This window comes from Rhizobium zaerense, from assembly GCF_051810725.1.
GTDB lineage: Bacteria > Pseudomonadota > Alphaproteobacteria > Rhizobiales > Rhizobiaceae > Rhizobium > Rhizobium leguminosarum_I.
This window is the reverse complement of sequence record NZ_CM132690.1, coordinates 2,019,065-2,034,160: the sequence shown is the minus strand read 5'-3', so window position 1 is coordinate 2,034,160 and position 15,096 is coordinate 2,019,065. Positions and strand designations below refer to the sequence as shown.

The following is a 15,096-nucleotide window of genomic DNA, read 5'->3' as shown; positions in this document are numbered from 1 at the left end:
ATGGGGTTCCGTTTGCAAATACATTTGCCTATAAGCCGCTTCTAGCCTGAAAAGACCCAGCATGCGCGACCCGACCCGGTGATCTCCCACCCTGGCCGGCTTTCTGCGCAGCCAGAAAACGGAAGCACTCATGCCGAAGCGCCAAGATATCAAATCGATCCTCATCATCGGCGCGGGACCGATCGTCATCGGCCAGGCTTGCGAGTTCGACTATTCCGGCACCCAGGCCTGCAAGGCGCTGAAGGAGGAAGGCTACCGCGTCATCCTCGTCAACTCCAACCCGGCGACGATCATGACCGATCCGGGTCTTGCCGACGCCACCTATGTCGAGCCGATCACCCCCGAAGTCGTCGCCAAGATCATCGCCAAGGAGCGCCCGGATGCGCTGCTGCCGACCATGGGCGGCCAGACGGCGCTGAACACCGCGCTTTCGCTGAAGCGCATGGGCGTGCTCGACCGCTACAATGTCGAGATGATCGGCGCCAAGCCCGCCGCCATCGACATGGCCGAGGACCGCGCGCTGTTCCGCGAGGCGATGGCCCGTATCGGGCTGGAAACCCCGCGCTCCATGCTGGCGAACGCCACCGACATCAAGGACCTCGACCGCAAGACGCACGAGGCCGAACGCGTCAAGCTGCGTGAAAGCCTTTCCGGCCCCGCCCTCGACACGGCGCTGGACGAGCTGGAAAACCAGTGGAACCTCGGCGAAAGCGACCGCAAACAGCGTTACATGAGCCATGCCATGGCGATTGCTGCCCAGGCGATCGACCATGTCGGCCTGCCCGCCATCATCCGCCCCTCCTTCACGCTCGGCGGCACCGGCGGCGGCATCGCCTACAATCGCTCGGAATTCTTCGAGATTGTCGGCGGTGGTCTCGATGCCTCGCCGACCACCGAAGTGCTGGTCGAGGAATCGGTGCTCGGCTGGAAGGAATATGAAATGGAGGTCGTCCGCGACAAGGCGGACAACTGCATCATCATCTGCTCGATCGAAAACATCGACCCGATGGGCGTCCACACCGGCGATTCGATCACCGTCGCCCCGGCGCTGACGCTGACCGACAAGGAATACCAGATCATGCGCAACGCCTCGATCGCGGTGCTGCGCGAGATCGGGGTCGAGACCGGCGGCTCGAACGTCCAGTTCGCCGTCAATCCGAAGGACGGCCGCCTCGTCGTCATCGAAATGAACCCGCGCGTCTCGCGCTCGTCGGCGCTCGCCTCCAAGGCCACAGGCTTCCCGATCGCCAAGATCGCCGCCAAGCTCGCGATCGGCTATACGCTCGACGAACTGGAAAACGACATCACCGGTGGCGCAACGCCTGCCTCCTTCGAACCGTCGATCGACTACGTCGTCACCAAGATCCCACGTTTCGCCTTCGAGAAATTCCCCGGCGCCTCGCCGGTGCTGACGACCGCGATGAAGTCGGTCGGCGAAGTCATGGCAATCGGCCGCACCTTCGCCGAATCGCTGCAGAAGGCGCTGCGTGGCTTGGAAACCGGCCTGACCGGCCTCGACGAAATCGAGATCCCCGGCTATGAAGAGGGCGAATCCAGCCAGAACGCCATCCGCGCTGCAATCGGCACACCGACGCCCGATCGGCTCCGCATGGTCGCCCAGGCGCTGCGCCAGGGCATGAGCGAAGCCGAAGTCCACGAAGGCTGCAAGATCGACCCCTGGTTCATCGCCGAGCTGAAGGCGATCGTCGAGATGGAGGCCCGTATTCGCGAGCAGGGCCTGCCGCAGGATGCCGCCAACCTGCGCATGCTGAAGGCCATGGGCTTTTCCGACGCGCGCCTGGCGACGCTGACCGGCAAGCGCCCGAAGGAAGTCGCCGAATTCCGCAACAGCCTGAACGTCCGCCCCGTCTTCAAGCGCATCGACACCTGTGCGGCCGAATTCGCCTCGCCGACGGCCTACATGTATTCGACCTACGAGACGCCCTTCGTCGGCGCCGCCCGCTCGGAGGCCGAGATTTCCGACCGCAAGAAAGTCGTCATCCTCGGCGGCGGCCCGAACCGCATCGGTCAGGGCATCGAGTTCGATTATTGCTGCTGCCATGCCGCCTTCGCGTTGAAGGATGCGGGTTATGAAGCGATCATGATCAACTGCAACCCGGAAACCGTCTCGACCGACTACGACACGTCGGACCGCCTCTATTTCGAGCCGCTAACGGCCGAAGACGTGATCGAGATCCTGCGGGCAGAACAGGAAAAGGGTGAGGTCGTCGGCGTCATCGTCCAGTTCGGCGGCCAGACGCCGCTGAAGCTTGCCGAGGCGCTGGAAAAGAACGGCATCCCGATCCTCGGTACCGCGCCCGACATGATCGACCTTGCCGAGGACCGCGACCGCTTCCAGAAGCTGCTGATGAAGCTCGACCTCAACCAGCCGAACAACGGCATCGCCTATTCGGTCGAGCAGGCCCGCATGGTCGCCACCGAAATCGGCTTCCCGCTGGTCGTGCGTCCCTCTTACGTGCTCGGCGGCCGCGCCATGCAGATCCTGCATTCGGAAGGCCAGCTGCAGAGCTACCTGCTCGATACCGTGCCTGAACTGGTACCTGAGGATATCAAGCAGCGCTATCCCAACGACAAGACCGGCCAGATCAACACCCTGCTCGGCAAGAACCCGCTGCTCTTCGACAGCTATCTCAGCAACGCCATCGAAGTCGATGTCGACTGCCTCTCAGACGGCACCGACGTCTATGTCGCCGGCATCATGGAGCACATCGAGGAAGCCGGCATCCATTCCGGCGACAGCGCCTGCTCGCTGCCGCCGCGCTCGCTGTCGGTCGAACTGCTCGACGAACTCGAACGCCAAGCCAAGGCTATGGCCAAGGCGCTCAATGTCGGCGGCCTGATGAACGTCCAGTTCGCCATCAAGGACGGCACCGTCTACGTTCTCGAAGTCAATCCGCGCGCCTCGCGCACCGTGCCCTTCGTCGCCAAGACCATCGGCGCGCCGATCGCCAAGATCGCCGCCCGCGTCATGGCCGGCGAGAAACTCGACGCCACCTTCGCCGCCTATGGTGAAAAGCCCGATCCGCGCAAGCTGAAGCACATTGCCGTCAAGGAAGCCGTCTTCCCCTTCGCCCGCTTCCCCGGCGTCGACACGCTGCTCGGCCCGGAAATGCGCTCGACCGGCGAAGTCATCGGCCTCGATACCGATTTTGCGCTGGCCTTCGCCAAGTCGCAGCTTGGCGCCGGCGTCGAGCTCCCGCGTGACGGCACGGTCTTCGTCTCCGTGCGCGACGCCGACAAGCCGCGCGTTCTCCCGGCGATTCGCATCCTCGTCGAACAGGGATTCAAGGTGCTGGCGACCGGCGGCACCGCCCGCTTCCTCGCCGAAAACGGCATCACCGCCACCAAGATCAACAAGGTGCTGGAAGGCCGTCCGCACATCGAGGACGCGATCCGCAACCGCCAGGTCCAGCTCGTCATCAACACGACCGATGGCAACAAGGCGATCTCGGACTCCAAGTCGTTGCGCCGTGCGACGCTGATGCAGAAGGTGCCTTATTACACGACGATGGCAGGCGCCGAGGCCGCCGCCCAAGCGATCAAGGCGCTGAAGGCCGGCAATCTGGAAGTGCGGCCGCTGCAAAGCTACTTCGCCTGAGATCGATCCACAGGCGGGCGCAGCGCGCGCGCCTGCTCCTGTCCCGAATTCGAATGAGAAACAAGGCGCGGCCTTCGCGCTTCGTCCGATGTACATCTTTCGCGATCATGTTAGCATTCCCGCAAACAGGGGGCGAGCATGAGCAAGAATATCGTCATCCTCTTCGATGGCACGTCGAATGAGATTGCGGCGGACCGCACCAATATCCTCAGGCTTTTCGGCGTTCTGAAACGTTCGTCGACGCAAATCGTCTACTACGATCCCGGTGTCGGCACATTTGGCGCGGCCAATGCCTGGTCCAGGGCCTATCGCAAGAGCATCGAAGTCTGGGGCCTGGCGACCGGGTGGGGTCTCGACCAGAACGTCAAGGAAGCCTACCGCTTCATCGTCGACAATTATGAGCACGCGCCACGCGGCAGCGGTGAGGATAGCGACCGCATCCATATCTTCGGCTTCAGCCGCGGCGCCTATGGCGCCCGGGTTCTCGCCGGCTTCATTCATGCGCTGGGCATCGTCAGCCGGCACCATGTCAATCTCATCGATTATGCCTACAGGACCTACAAGGGCATCTCCGACAACGAAGCGAAGGCCGGCGGCTTCGCCGGCGCGACCGACGATGATGCTCCATCGGCCTTTTCCAGCATGCGGCTCTATGAAAGGACGCTGAAGACCTACCGGCCGAAGATCAAGCTGCTCGGGCTTTTCGATACCGTAGCCTCGGTGATCGAGATGGGCAAATGGCTGCCGCAGCTAAGGACCCTGCCCTTCACCAGGAAGAATCCGAGCGTCGAATGGGTGCGCCATGCCATGGCGATCGACGAGCGGCGGACGATGTTCAACCTGATCCCCTGGACGCCGGGGCAGGAATATTGGGGCGGGCCATTCCGGCCGAAGGAGCCGGTGCCGCAGAACGTCAAGGAAGTCTGGTTTGCCGGCGTCCACGGCGACGTCGGCGGCGGCTACCCGGAAAAGGAAAGCGGCATCATCAAGATCCCGCTCGAATGGATGATCAGTGAAACCAAGCAGACCGGCCTCGACTATATCGACCAGACGGTCAAGGCAGTCGTGCTCGGGAACAACAGCAGGCCGATCCAGAACTACGTGGCCCCGAACGCGCAAGCCAATCCGCACCATTCGATGACCGCCGGATGGCGGCTTCTCGAATATATTCCCCGCCGCGTGCCCGAAACCTCCTGGCGCAAGCGCGGCAACACGGAAGGGATCTACCTGCCGCTCCAGGATCGCCGTTTCATTCCTGACGGTGCGGTCATCCACCAGTCGGTGATCGATCGCGGAAATCTGTCCCCGAACCTGCCGCGGCAGGGAAGCTTCACGATAGAGCCATGGTCGGACCGCCCACCGGCCAAGGATGGGCCGGACCATCCGCCTCCTGCACAATTTTGAGGCGCATCACCTGATGTTGGGGCGGGCCGCGTTTCTTTCATGCGAATTTTCTGGAAATCGGCCTTGGCGATCTGCTATAAGCGTCCGACTAAGATTGTGGCACGGTTCCGAAGCTCCCCTTCGGGACCTGTTTTCTTTTGTGTTCGCCGCTGATTGTGCGGATACAAGGATTGAAGGACAGAAAAATGGTTGAAAAGGTACCGATGACACAGGGCGGTTTCGTCAAGCTGCAGGAAGAGCTGCGCTGGCGCCAGCAGGAGGAGCGCCCGCGAATCATCGAGGCGATCGCCGAAGCCCGTGCCCATGGCGACCTTTCCGAAAACGCCGAATACCACGCCGCCAAGGAAGCCCAGAGCCACAATGAAGGCCGCATCAGCGAGCTGGAAGACCTGACGGCGCGCGCCGAGGTCATCGACCTCACCAAGATGTCGGGCGACAAGATCAAGTTCGGCGCCAAGGTGAAGCTCGTCGACGAGGACACCGAGGAAGAAAAGACCTACCAGATCGTTGGCGACCAGGAAGCCGACGTCAAGGCCGGCCGCATCTCCATCTCTTCGCCGATCGCCCGAGCGCTGATCGGCAAGGAAGTCGGCGATTCCATCGAGGTCAACGCGCCGGGTGGCTCCAAGGCCTACGAGATCCTTCAGGTTTCCTGGGGCTGATCGCCCGCCAGCCGCGAGACCCCTCCCTTGCCGGATATTCGTGACGTCGAGATCATCGCGCCTAATTTCAAGCGCCGGCTCTCCGGCGTCACGTCGACCATCGTCCAGCTCATCCCGTGCCAGATCCGGCTCGGCATCAAGATCGCGACACTCGGTCCCGGCCTGCCGGAGGACCTGCCGAAACTTAAATGGCGGCAGCTCCTCGGCCTCTGGCGCCCGCCTGCGCGCCGGCGCCGGCGTATCTGGCACGCTCGCCGCAACAACGAGATGGCCGTCGGCATCCTGCTTCGCCATCTCACGCGCATGCCGCTGAAGCTTCTCTTCACCTCGGCGGCGCAACGCCGCCACACCGCCTATACGAAATGGCTGATCCGCCGCATGGACGCTGTCATCGCGACCAGTGACCGTTCCGGCTCGTTCCTCGAGGTGCCGCACACGGTCATCCAGCACGGCGTTGACCTTGCGCTGTTCCATCCGCCGGAAACCGCAGAGGACGGCATCGCCGCCACCGGCCTGCCCGGCCGCCATCTGGTCGGCTGTTTCGGCCGCGTGCGCCATCAGAAAGGCACTGATCTTTTCGTCAGGGCGATGATCGAACTGCTGCCGCAGCACCCACAATGGACGGCCGTCGTCTCCGGCCGCGTGACCGCGGAGCACGCGGCATTCGCAGACAGTCTCAAGGCGGATGTCGCCGCCGCCGGGCTGAGCGACCGCATCCTCTTTCTCGGCGAAGTGCCTGACATCAAGGTCTGGTATCGCCGCCTGACGCTTTACGTCGCCCCTTCTCGCAACGAAGGCTTCGGCCTGACGCCGCTCGAAGCCATGGCTTCGCGCACCGCGGTGGTGGCATCGGATGCGGGCGCCTATGCCGAACTCATCGTCACGGGCGAGACAGGCTCGGTCGTCGCCGCCGGCGATGGCGAAGCGCTGACGCGGGCAATCGCGCCCTACATCGCAGAACCCGCTCTGGCGATCGCGCATGGCGAGAATGCGCTGCGGCATGTCAGGGCGAATTTCGCGCTGGAGAAGGAAGCGAGCGCGATCGGCGCCGTTTACAACAGCCTTCTCGGCGACAATCGCAGCTGAGGCGGAAAAGAGGAACGGCCCGTCGGATAACGGGCCGTTGCAAGAATTCTAGGACTGCGAACAGTCCGGCTGGTTATTCGGCCGGCTGCAACCCGGCAGCCGAAGTATCCTCTCCGGTCTGGCCACCCAGCGCCGCAGCAAGCTGCGCCGTATCCAGCTCGTTTTCCCAACGCGCCACGACGATCGTTGCAACCGCATTGCCGACGAGGTTGGTCAGCGCCCGGCATTCCGACATGAAGCGGTCGATGCCGAGGATGAGCGCCATGCCGGCGACCGGCACGGAGGGCACGACGGAGAGCGTCGCGGCAAGCGTGATGAAGCCGGCGCCGGTGATGCCTGCGGCACCCTTGGAGCTCAGCATCGCCACCAAGAGCAGCAGGATCTGGTCACCCCAGGAGAGATGGATGCCGGTTGCCTGGGCGATGAACAGCGCCGCCAGCGTCATGTAGATGTTGGTGCCGTCAAGATTGAAGGAATAGCCTGTCGGGATGACGAGACCGACGACCGAGCGCTTGCAGCCGGCCTTTTCCATCTTGTTCATCAGTCCCGGAAGGGCGGCCTCCGAAGACGACGTGCCGAGGACCAGTAGCAGTTCTTCCTTGATGTAGCGCAGCAGCGCCACGATCGAGAAGCCATTGTAGCGGGCAACAGCGCCGAGAACGACGAGGACGAAGAGCAGCGAGGTGAGGTAGAAGGTGCCGATCAGCATGGCGAGGTTGGCGATCGACCCGACGCCGTACTTGCCGATGGTGAATGCCATGGCGCCGAACGCACCGATCGGGGCAGCCTTCATCAGGATGGCGACAAGCTTGAACACGGGCGCAGTCAGGGCATTGAGGAAGTTGACGACCGGTTCGCTCTTTTCGCCGACCATCGCGAGCGCGATACCAAAGAGCACCGAGAAGAACAGCACCTGCAGAATGTCGCCATCGGCAAAGGCGCCGACGATCGTCGTCGGGATGATGTTGGTCAGGAAACCTACGACGCTCTGCTCATGCGCCTTTGCGGCGTAGCTGGCGACCGCCGCCGGGTCCAGCGAGGCCGGATCGATGTTCATGCCGGCCCCGGGCTGGACGACATTGGCGACGATCATGCCGATGATAAGCGCCGCCGTCGAGAAGGTCAGGAAGTAGAGCATCGCCTTGCCTGCGACGCGGCCGACCTTCTGCAGGTCGCTCATGCCGGCAATGCCGGTCGCGACCGTCAGGAAGATGACCGGGGCGATGATCATCTTGACGAGCTTGATGAAGGCATCACCAAGCGGCTTCAACTGGGTACCGAATTCGGGATAGAAATGGCCGAGCAGGATACCCGCGGCGATAGCCGCGAGAACCTGAACGTAAAGATGGCTATAAAAGGGCTTTTTGCCCTTGCTGCCTGCAACTGCATCGATTGGTGCTGCGATCATGATATCCTCCTAATGGCTCGTCCGGAACGAACTCCGGCCTCCCGAGCCGTTCGCTTCAAGTCCAACAGCTCAGCCGTTGTTGGCATTCCTTTCGCAATCGGCGTGCCAGTTTTACGCCACCAGACAAACAATTGATTTCGTTACAAAAAAATTTATCAAACTACGGATAACTAATTAAGAAATGCGGAAATCCGCACAAATGCGTTTGCGTTTCGTGCAGAAAAATGCACAAATCTGCCATGTCCGTGTCGCCGAAATTGTGGCCTTCTCTACCCTTGCATCACCGCATCCGCCGGACATGGTGGGCCTATGCTGTGCTCGCCCTTGTCGCCGTCGTGGCCAGCCTGTGGGTAAGCGGCGAGATCGGCCGCCATCGGGCGGAGGCTGCCCTCGAGGAACAGGCCCGCATGGATGCGAGGCTGAATGCGGCTTTGCTGCGCACGGTTCTCGAAAAATACCGAGCGCTTCCCTTCGTGCTGTCGCAGGACGTGGCTCTCGCCGCGGCTCTAGCGGGAAACGATGCCGGCACATTCGAGCGGCTCAGTCAGAAGCTGGAAATGCTGACGGCGGGCACGAAGGCCGCCGTCATCTATGTCATCGACAAGGACGGCATGGCGGTTTCGGCCAGCAACTGGCGCGAACCGACGAGCTTCGTCGGTAATGACTATCGTTTCCGCGAGTATTTTCAGGGGGCGGCCGAAAGAGGACAGGCCGAGCACTTCGCGCTCGGCACGGTCAGCAAGAAGCCGGGTCTCTATATCTCCCAGCGGATTTCGGGCAGCAATGGCCTGCTGGGCGTCGTTGTGGTCAAGGTCGAATTCGACGACGTCGAGGCGGATTGGAACGCCTCGGGCACCCCGTCCTACGTCGTTGACGAGCGCGGCATTGTCCTCATCACCAGCATCCCGTCATGGCGATTCATGACGATCGGCCGGATCGCCGAAGACCGGCTGACGGCGATCCGCGAAAGCCTTCAATTCGGCGCTGCGCCGCTTCAGCCTCTACCGCTCGACATGGTCCGAAATCTCGGCGACGGGCTCGATATCGTCGAGATCGTCATGCCGGGCGATGCAGGGAAAACCAGGTTTCTCGATGTCGCAACGTCGGTGCCGGCGACCGGATGGCATTTGCAGCATCTGGTGGCGCTGGGGTCATCCGTCGATGCGGGGATTCGCGAAGCCCGCATGCTGGCATTGCTGATACTCCTGCCGCTGCTGGCCGGAGCAGCCTTCCTGTTGCGCCGCCGCCATATGATCACCCTGCGGATCTCCAGCGAACAGCAGGCGCGGGAGGAACTGGAACGGCGGGTAGTCGAGCGGACGCTGGATCTCAGCCAGGCTCGGGACCGGCTGCAGGCTGAAATCATCGGCCACAAGAGCACGGAACAGAAGCTGCAGGCAGTGCAACAGGATCTGGTGCAGGCCAACCGGCTGGCCATCCTGGGTCAGGTGGCCGCCGGCGTCGCCCATGAAATCAACCAGCCGGTCGCGACCATCCGCGCCTATGCCGATAACGCCCGCACCTTCCTCGATCGCGGCCAGACGGCGCCTGCCGGCGAAAATCTCGAAAATATTGCGGCGCTGACGGAACGCATAGGTTCGATCACCGATGAATTGAAGACCTTTGCGCGCAAGGGCCGCGGCAGCGCCGAACCAACCGGATTGAAGGACGTCATCGAGGGCGCCGTGATGCTGTTGCGCAGCCGGTTTGCCGGCCGCATGGATACGCTCGACATCGACCTGCCGCCCGCCGAACTGCAGGTGATGGGAAACCGGATCCGTCTCGAGCAGGTGCTGATCAATCTGCTTCAGAATGCCCTGGAGGCGGTAGCGCCGAAGGCCGGAGAGGGTCGCGTCGAGGTCAGAACATACACCGATGCAGGGATGGTAACGGTCACGGTCGACGACAACGGTCCCGGCATCCCGCCTGATATTCGGAAGGGCTTGTTCACGCCGTTCAATACCTCGAAGGAAAGCGGTCTCGGCCTCGGCCTGGTGATCTCCAAGGATATCGTCGGCGACTATGGCGGCCGGATGGAGGTTTTAAGCGGCAATAGCGGAACCCGGTTCATCGTTCAGCTGAGGAAGGCTTGAGATCATGGAAACGCCGACCCCTGTTGCGCTGATCGACGACGACGAGGACCTGCGCCGCGCCACCGCGCAGACGCTCGAACTCGCAGGATTTTCCGTTTCCGCCTATGATGGCGCGAAAGCCGCGCTGGCGGATCTGTCGGCGGACTTTGCTGGCCCCGTCGTCACCGATATCCGCATGCCGGAGATCGACGGACTGCAACTCTTCGCCACGCTCCAGAGCGTCGATGCCGACCTGCCGGTAATCCTGATGACCGGCCACGGTGATATTCCCATGGCCGTTCAGGCGATCCAGGACGGCGCCTATGATTTCATCGCCAAGCCCTTCGCAGCCGATCGGCTCGTCCAGAGCGTGCGTCGCGCAAGCGAGAAGCGGCGGCTTGTTCTGGAAAACCGCATGCTGCGGAAAGCAGCCGAAGATGCGCAGGAGAATTTGCCGCTGATCGGCCAGACGCCTGTCATGGAAAATCTTAGAAACATCCTTCGCCACATCGCCGATACCGATGTGGACGTGCTTGTCGCAGGCGAAACGGGCAGCGGCAAGGAAGTGGTAGCCCAGATCCTGCATCAGTGGAGCCACCGCCGGAAGGGCAATTTCGTGGCGCTGAATTGTGGCGCCCTGCCCGAAACCGTCATCGAAAGCGAACTGTTCGGCCACGAGGCCGGCGCCTTTACCGGCGCCCAGAAGCGCCGCACGGGCCGCATCGAACATGCGAGCGGCGGCACGCTGTTCCTCGACGAGATCGAAAGCATGCCGGCCGCCACCCAGGTCAAGATGCTGAGGGTGCTGGAGATGCGCGAGATCACGCCGCTCGGCACCAATGAGGTGCGTCCGGTCGATCTTCGCGTCGTCGCGGCCGCCAAGATCGACCTCGGGGATCCTTCGGTGCGCGGCGATTTTCGCGAGGATCTCTATTACAGGCTGAACGTCGTGACGATCTCCATTCCGCCGCTGAGAGAACGCCGCGACGACATTCCGCTGCTGTTTTCCCACTTCGCCGCTCGCGCCGCGGAGCGTTTCCGTCGCGATGTCCCGCCGCTTTCCCCGGATGTGCGGCAGCATCTCGCCTCGCACACATGGCCGGGGAATGTCCGCGAACTCTCGCATTATGCCGAACGCGTCGTGCTTGGCGTGGAAGGCGGTGGAACGGCAGCGGTCCCTCCGCAGCCGACGGATGCGACGCTTCCCGAACGGCTGGAGCGCTACGAGGCGGAGATCATTCGCGACGCGCTGTCGGCCAATGACGGCGACGTCCGCCGCACCATCGAGGCGCTCGGCATTCCGAGAAAGACGTTTTACGACAAACTCCAGCGCCACGGCATCAACCGGGGCGGCTATATCTCGCGCAAGTAGTTGTCGATGATGTTTGATCTGCCGAGGTGGCGTTAGACTTCCACCAGTCCCAGCTTCTTCACCTGCCGGATCGTCAGCATGGTGCGCACGGTATCGACATGTTCGTTCGCCGTCAGCACCTCGATGACAAAATCCTGAAAGCGGGTGAGGTTCTCCGCCACGCAATGCAGCAGGAAATCGCTGTCGCCGGAGACCATCCAGGCCTGGCGCACCAGCGGCCATTCGGCGGTGGCGGCGGCAAACGCCTTGAGATTGCCTTCCGACTGATGCTTGAGGCCCACCATGCAAAAAGCGACGAGGTCAGATCCGAGCTTCGGGCTATTCAGCATCGCGTGATAGCTCTCGATGATGCCGGCTTCCTCGAGCTTGCGCACCCGGCGCAGGCACGGCGGCGCCGAGATGCCGACGCGATCGGCAAGCTCCACATTGGTCATGCGGCCGTCGGCCTGCAGCTCCCGGAGTATCTTTATATCGATGACGTCGAGTTCCGCACGACCCACATCATTGCCTTTCTTTAATTCTCCGCGGCGAGCTTCTATATAAAGCCGCGGAATACGCAAGAAAGTTTCACGCCGATGACGGATTCTTGCACATCTGGGCGATTTGCCTTGTTGGTAACGCAAGGCTGCCCTTGAATAAAAGCATTGGACGTTCATAAATGGCGCAGGACCGCGAAACGGCCGCAATCGCTCATTAGCCGCCGCCCTCCTGCCAGTCGAAAGGAAATGACATGCCCGCCCGCCATACCAAGGTGCTCATCATCGGTTCCGGACCCGCAGGCTATACCGCCGCGGTCTATGCCGCGCGCGCCATGCTGAAACCGGTTTTGATCGCCGGTCTCGAACAGGGCGGCCAGCTGATGATCACCACTGATGTCGAAAACTATCCGGGCTTTGCCGATCCGATCCAAGGTCCCTGGTTGATGGAACAGATGCTGCAGCAGGCAAAACATGTCGGCGCCGAGATCGTCAACGACCTCGTGACCGAAGTCGACATGAACCAGCGTCCTTTCGTCGCCCGCACCGACAGCGGCCAGGTCTGGACCGCCGATACGCTGATCATTGCCACCGGCGCCAAGGCCAAATGGCTCGGCATCGAGAGCGAGCAGCATTTCCAGGGCTTTGGCGTTTCGGCCTGCGCCACCTGCGACGGTTTCTTCTATCGCAACAAGGATGTGATTGTGGTTGGCGGCGGCAACAGCGCCGTCGAGGAGGCGCTCTATCTCTCCAACATCGCCAAGTCGGTGACATTAGTGCACCGCCGCGACTTCTTCCGAGCCGAGAAGATTCTGCAGGAACGCCTGTTCTCCAAGGACAATGTCAAGGTGCTGTGGAATACCGAAGTGGGCGAGATTACCGGCACGCCGGCCAAGCCGCCGATGCCGCAATCCGTATCCGGCGCGCGCCTGCGCGATGTCAGAACCGGCACGATCACCGAAGTGGCGATCGATGGCGTCTTCGTCGCGATCGGCCATGCGCCGGCAACCGAGCTCTTCAAAGACAAGCTGAAGCTGAAGGACAATGGTTATCTCTGGACTGCGCCGGATTCGACCGCGACCAGCCTGGAGGGGGTCTATGCAGCAGGCGACGTGACGGATGACACATTCCGCCAGGCGATCACTGCCGCCGGCTTGGGGTGCATGGCTGCACTTGAAGCCGAGCGATACTTGACGGGCCACATGCCCGTCGCCGTGGCCGCGGAGTAAGATCGGCATGAGGGGTGGGGGAATGCCATTGGATTGGGACAAGCTGCGTATTTTTCACGCAGCTGCCGAGGCGGGTTCGTTCACGCATGCGGCGGATAAACTGCATCTGTCCCAATCCGCCATCAGCCGCCAGGTCAGCGCCCTGGAGCAGGATGTCGGCACCAAGCTGTTTCACCGCCATGCACGCGGCTTGATTCTGACGGAACAAGGCGAGTTGCTTTACCGCACCGCCCATGACGTGCTGCTGAAGCTCGAAACCGTGAAGATGCAGCTCACCGAGACGACCGAGACGCCATCCGGCAAGCTGCGCGTCACGACGACGGTCGGCCTCGGCCAGGGCTGGCTGACCGACAAGATCCAGGAATTCCTGCAGCTTTATCCCGATGTGCAGATCCAGCTGATCCTCGACAACGAGGAAGTGGATGTGAACATGCGTCATGCCGACTGCGCCATCCGCCTGCGCCAGCCGCAGCAATCCGACCTCATCCAGCGCAAACTCTTCACCGTGCACATGCACGTCTATGCGGCCCCGTCCTACATCAATCGTCATGGCGAGCCGCAAAAGGTCGAGGATCTCGACAGTCACCGCATCATCACCTTCGGCGAGCCGGCGCCAAGCTACCTGCTCGACGTCAACTGGCTTGAGGTCGCCGGTCGCTCGTCCGACAACAAGCGTATTCCGCATCTGCAGATCAACAGCCAGACCTCGATCAAACGCGCTGCCCTGCTCGGCATTGGCGTCGCCTGCCTGCCGGATTACATCGTCGGCCGCGACCCAGGCCTGATTCAACTGGCGATCAACGCCGACGTCCCTTCCTTCGACACGTATTTCTGCTATCCCGACGAGATCAAGAACGCCGCCAAGCTGAAGGCCTTCCGCGATTTCATCGTCAGCAAGGCCAGAAACTGGAACTTTTAAGCTTGGTTTTATTGAAGAATTGCCGACTATGCAGAACACGCATGACTGGCATGCACAAATGAGGGTTGCCGTTTGCCCATTAAACCACCATATCGCACATAGCTGATGCACATGGTGGCTTTTCCTCCCAGTTCCACCGCATTAGCTGTTCCCCTCTGGAGGTTTTTGACCTTCACACTTATAAGGGCCCTGGTTTTCCAGTGGCCCTCTTTTTTTGCCTTTCTTCCTCAACGAAATGCCGCACCGCAAAAAATTTGTGCGGCGCATAGCAGACATGCACAAAAAAGCATTGAAACCTGCTCAAGGAAGCACCATATCGACCTCAGCTGATGCACCTTGTGGTTTCTCTCCCAGTACCACCGCATTAGCTGTTCCCCTCTGGAGGTTTTTTGACCTTCACAATTATAAGGGCCCTGGTTTTCCAGTGGCCCTCTTTTTTTGCCCAAAATTTGCTCATTCAATAAAACTCAACGCCTCACGCCTCCGTGATTTGCATATCGAAGTCAGACGATTGATATATCGGTCAGAAACGATTTATAATTCGGCGAACCACGATGGATAAAGACGAAATTATCAAGGCGCTCGCCCATCCGACCCGGATGGACATTCTGAACTGGCTGAAAAATCCCGAGGAGCATTTCCCCTCGCAGGAGCATCCTTTTGAAATGGGCGTCTGCGCCAGCCAGTTCGAGCGCTGCGGCCTGTCGCAGTCGACGGTCTCGGCCCATCTCGGCACGCTGCATCGCGCCGGCCTCGTCACCACCAAACGCGTCGGCCAGTGGATCTTTTACAAGCGCAACGAAGAAACCATCGCCGCCTTCCTCAAGCAGCTGACGCAGGACCTCTAGA

11 protein-coding genes are annotated in these 15,096 nt (G+C 61.5%); 9 read left to right on the top strand and 2 right to left on the bottom strand.

All coding sequences use genetic code 11. The annotated features are described in order from the left end of the window. Positions 1 to 130 precede the first annotated feature (130 nt). The 4 genes from carB to ACS4RR_RS09645 all read left to right on the top strand — a co-directional run bounded on the left by carB (position 131) and on the right by ACS4RR_RS09645 (position 6,771). A complete protein-coding gene (gene carB / locus ACS4RR_RS09660; RefSeq protein WP_260109110.1) occupies positions 131 to 3,619 on the top strand; it encodes a carbamoyl-phosphate synthase large subunit in 3,489 nt (1,162 codons plus the stop codon). A 138-nt stretch (positions 3,620 to 3,757) separates the two neighbouring features. Beyond that, the gene (locus tag ACS4RR_RS09655; protein WP_456190015.1) at positions 3,758 to 5,023 is read left to right on the top strand and encodes a T6SS phospholipase effector Tle1-like catalytic domain-containing protein; all 1,266 of its coding nucleotides are present in this window, start codon (positions 3,758 to 3,760) and stop codon (positions 5,021 to 5,023) included. Positions 5,024 to 5,208: 185 nt separating this feature from the next. After that, on the top strand, positions 5,209 to 5,685 hold the full coding sequence (gene greA / locus ACS4RR_RS09650) for a transcription elongation factor GreA (protein WP_017965278.1): 477 nt from the start codon (positions 5,209 to 5,211) through the stop codon (positions 5,683 to 5,685). Between the two features lie 27 nt (positions 5,686 to 5,712). Beyond that, positions 5,713 to 6,771, top strand: a complete 1,059-nt coding sequence (locus tag ACS4RR_RS09645; protein WP_260056473.1) for a glycosyltransferase family 4 protein — start codon at positions 5,713 to 5,715, stop codon at positions 6,769 to 6,771. Between the two features lie 73 nt (positions 6,772 to 6,844). Here the strand turns inward: ACS4RR_RS09645 and ACS4RR_RS09640 are convergent, their stop codons facing one another. After that, complete coding sequence (locus ACS4RR_RS09640; protein ID WP_170262666.1) at positions 6,845 to 8,179, bottom strand: dicarboxylate/amino acid:cation symporter; 1,335 nt, start codon at positions 8,177 to 8,179, stop codon at positions 6,845 to 6,847. 224 nt (positions 8,180 to 8,403) lie between these two features. Here ACS4RR_RS09640 and ACS4RR_RS09635 point away from each other — a divergent pair, with 224 nt between their 5' ends. Then, complete coding sequence (locus tag ACS4RR_RS09635; RefSeq protein WP_260109112.1) at positions 8,404 to 10,272, top strand: sensor histidine kinase; 1,869 nt, start codon at positions 8,404 to 8,406, stop codon at positions 10,270 to 10,272. Between the two features lie 4 nt (positions 10,273 to 10,276). Further along, the gene (locus tag ACS4RR_RS09630; protein WP_260109113.1) at positions 10,277 to 11,623 is read left to right on the top strand and encodes a sigma-54-dependent transcriptional regulator; all 1,347 of its coding nucleotides are present in this window, start codon (positions 10,277 to 10,279) and stop codon (positions 11,621 to 11,623) included. Between the two features lie 32 nt (positions 11,624 to 11,655). Here ACS4RR_RS09630 and ACS4RR_RS09625 read toward each other — a convergent pair whose 3' ends face one another. Further along, the gene (locus ACS4RR_RS09625; RefSeq protein ID WP_456190014.1) at positions 11,656 to 12,123 is read right to left on the bottom strand and encodes an Lrp/AsnC family transcriptional regulator; all 468 of its coding nucleotides are present in this window, start codon (positions 12,121 to 12,123) and stop codon (positions 11,656 to 11,658) included. 230 nt (positions 12,124 to 12,353) lie between these two features. Between ACS4RR_RS09625 and trxB the strand changes: the two genes are divergently transcribed. The 3 genes from trxB (at position 12,354) to ACS4RR_RS09610 (ending at position 15,095) form a co-directional block, all read left to right on the top strand. Then, entirely contained in the window at positions 12,354 to 13,328 is a 975-nt protein-coding gene (gene trxB, locus ACS4RR_RS09620; protein WP_260296706.1) for a thioredoxin-disulfide reductase, read from the top strand. 22 nt (positions 13,329 to 13,350) lie between these two features. Further along, entirely contained in the window at positions 13,351 to 14,247 is an 897-nt protein-coding gene (locus ACS4RR_RS09615) for a LysR family transcriptional regulator VtlR (protein ID WP_026154247.1), read from the top strand. Positions 14,248 to 14,801: 554 nt separating this feature from the next. Continuing rightward, positions 14,802 to 15,095, top strand: coding sequence for an ArsR/SmtB family transcription factor (locus tag ACS4RR_RS09610; RefSeq protein WP_011652911.1), 294 nt, complete (start codon positions 14,802 to 14,804; stop codon positions 15,093 to 15,095). The last annotated feature ends 1 nt before the right edge of the window (position 15,096 follow it).

Excerpts from the sequence above, each read along its gene's own strand:
- trxB (WP_260296706.1), top strand. The coding sequence starts at position 12,354 with ATGCCCGCCCGCCATACCAAGGTGCTCATCATCGGTTCCGGACCCGCA.
- ACS4RR_RS09640 (WP_170262666.1), bottom strand. The coding sequence starts at position 8,179 with ATGATCGCAGCACCAATCGATGCAGTTGCAGGCAGCAAGGGCAAAAAG.
- ACS4RR_RS09655 (WP_456190015.1), top strand. The coding sequence starts at position 3,758 with ATGAGCAAGAATATCGTCATCCTCTTCGATGGCACGTCGAATGAGATT.
- ACS4RR_RS09630 (WP_260109113.1), top strand. The coding sequence starts at position 10,277 with ATGGAAACGCCGACCCCTGTTGCGCTGATCGACGACGACGAGGACCTG.
- carB (WP_260109110.1), top strand. The coding sequence starts at position 131 with ATGCCGAAGCGCCAAGATATCAAATCGATCCTCATCATCGGCGCGGGA.
- ACS4RR_RS09635 (WP_260109112.1), top strand. The coding sequence starts at position 8,404 with ATGCACAAATCTGCCATGTCCGTGTCGCCGAAATTGTGGCCTTCTCTA.
- greA (WP_017965278.1), top strand. The coding sequence starts at position 5,209 with ATGGTTGAAAAGGTACCGATGACACAGGGCGGTTTCGTCAAGCTGCAG.
- ACS4RR_RS09610 (WP_011652911.1), top strand. The coding sequence starts at position 14,802 with ATGGATAAAGACGAAATTATCAAGGCGCTCGCCCATCCGACCCGGATG.
- ACS4RR_RS09615 (WP_026154247.1), top strand. The coding sequence starts at position 13,351 with ATGCCATTGGATTGGGACAAGCTGCGTATTTTTCACGCAGCTGCCGAG.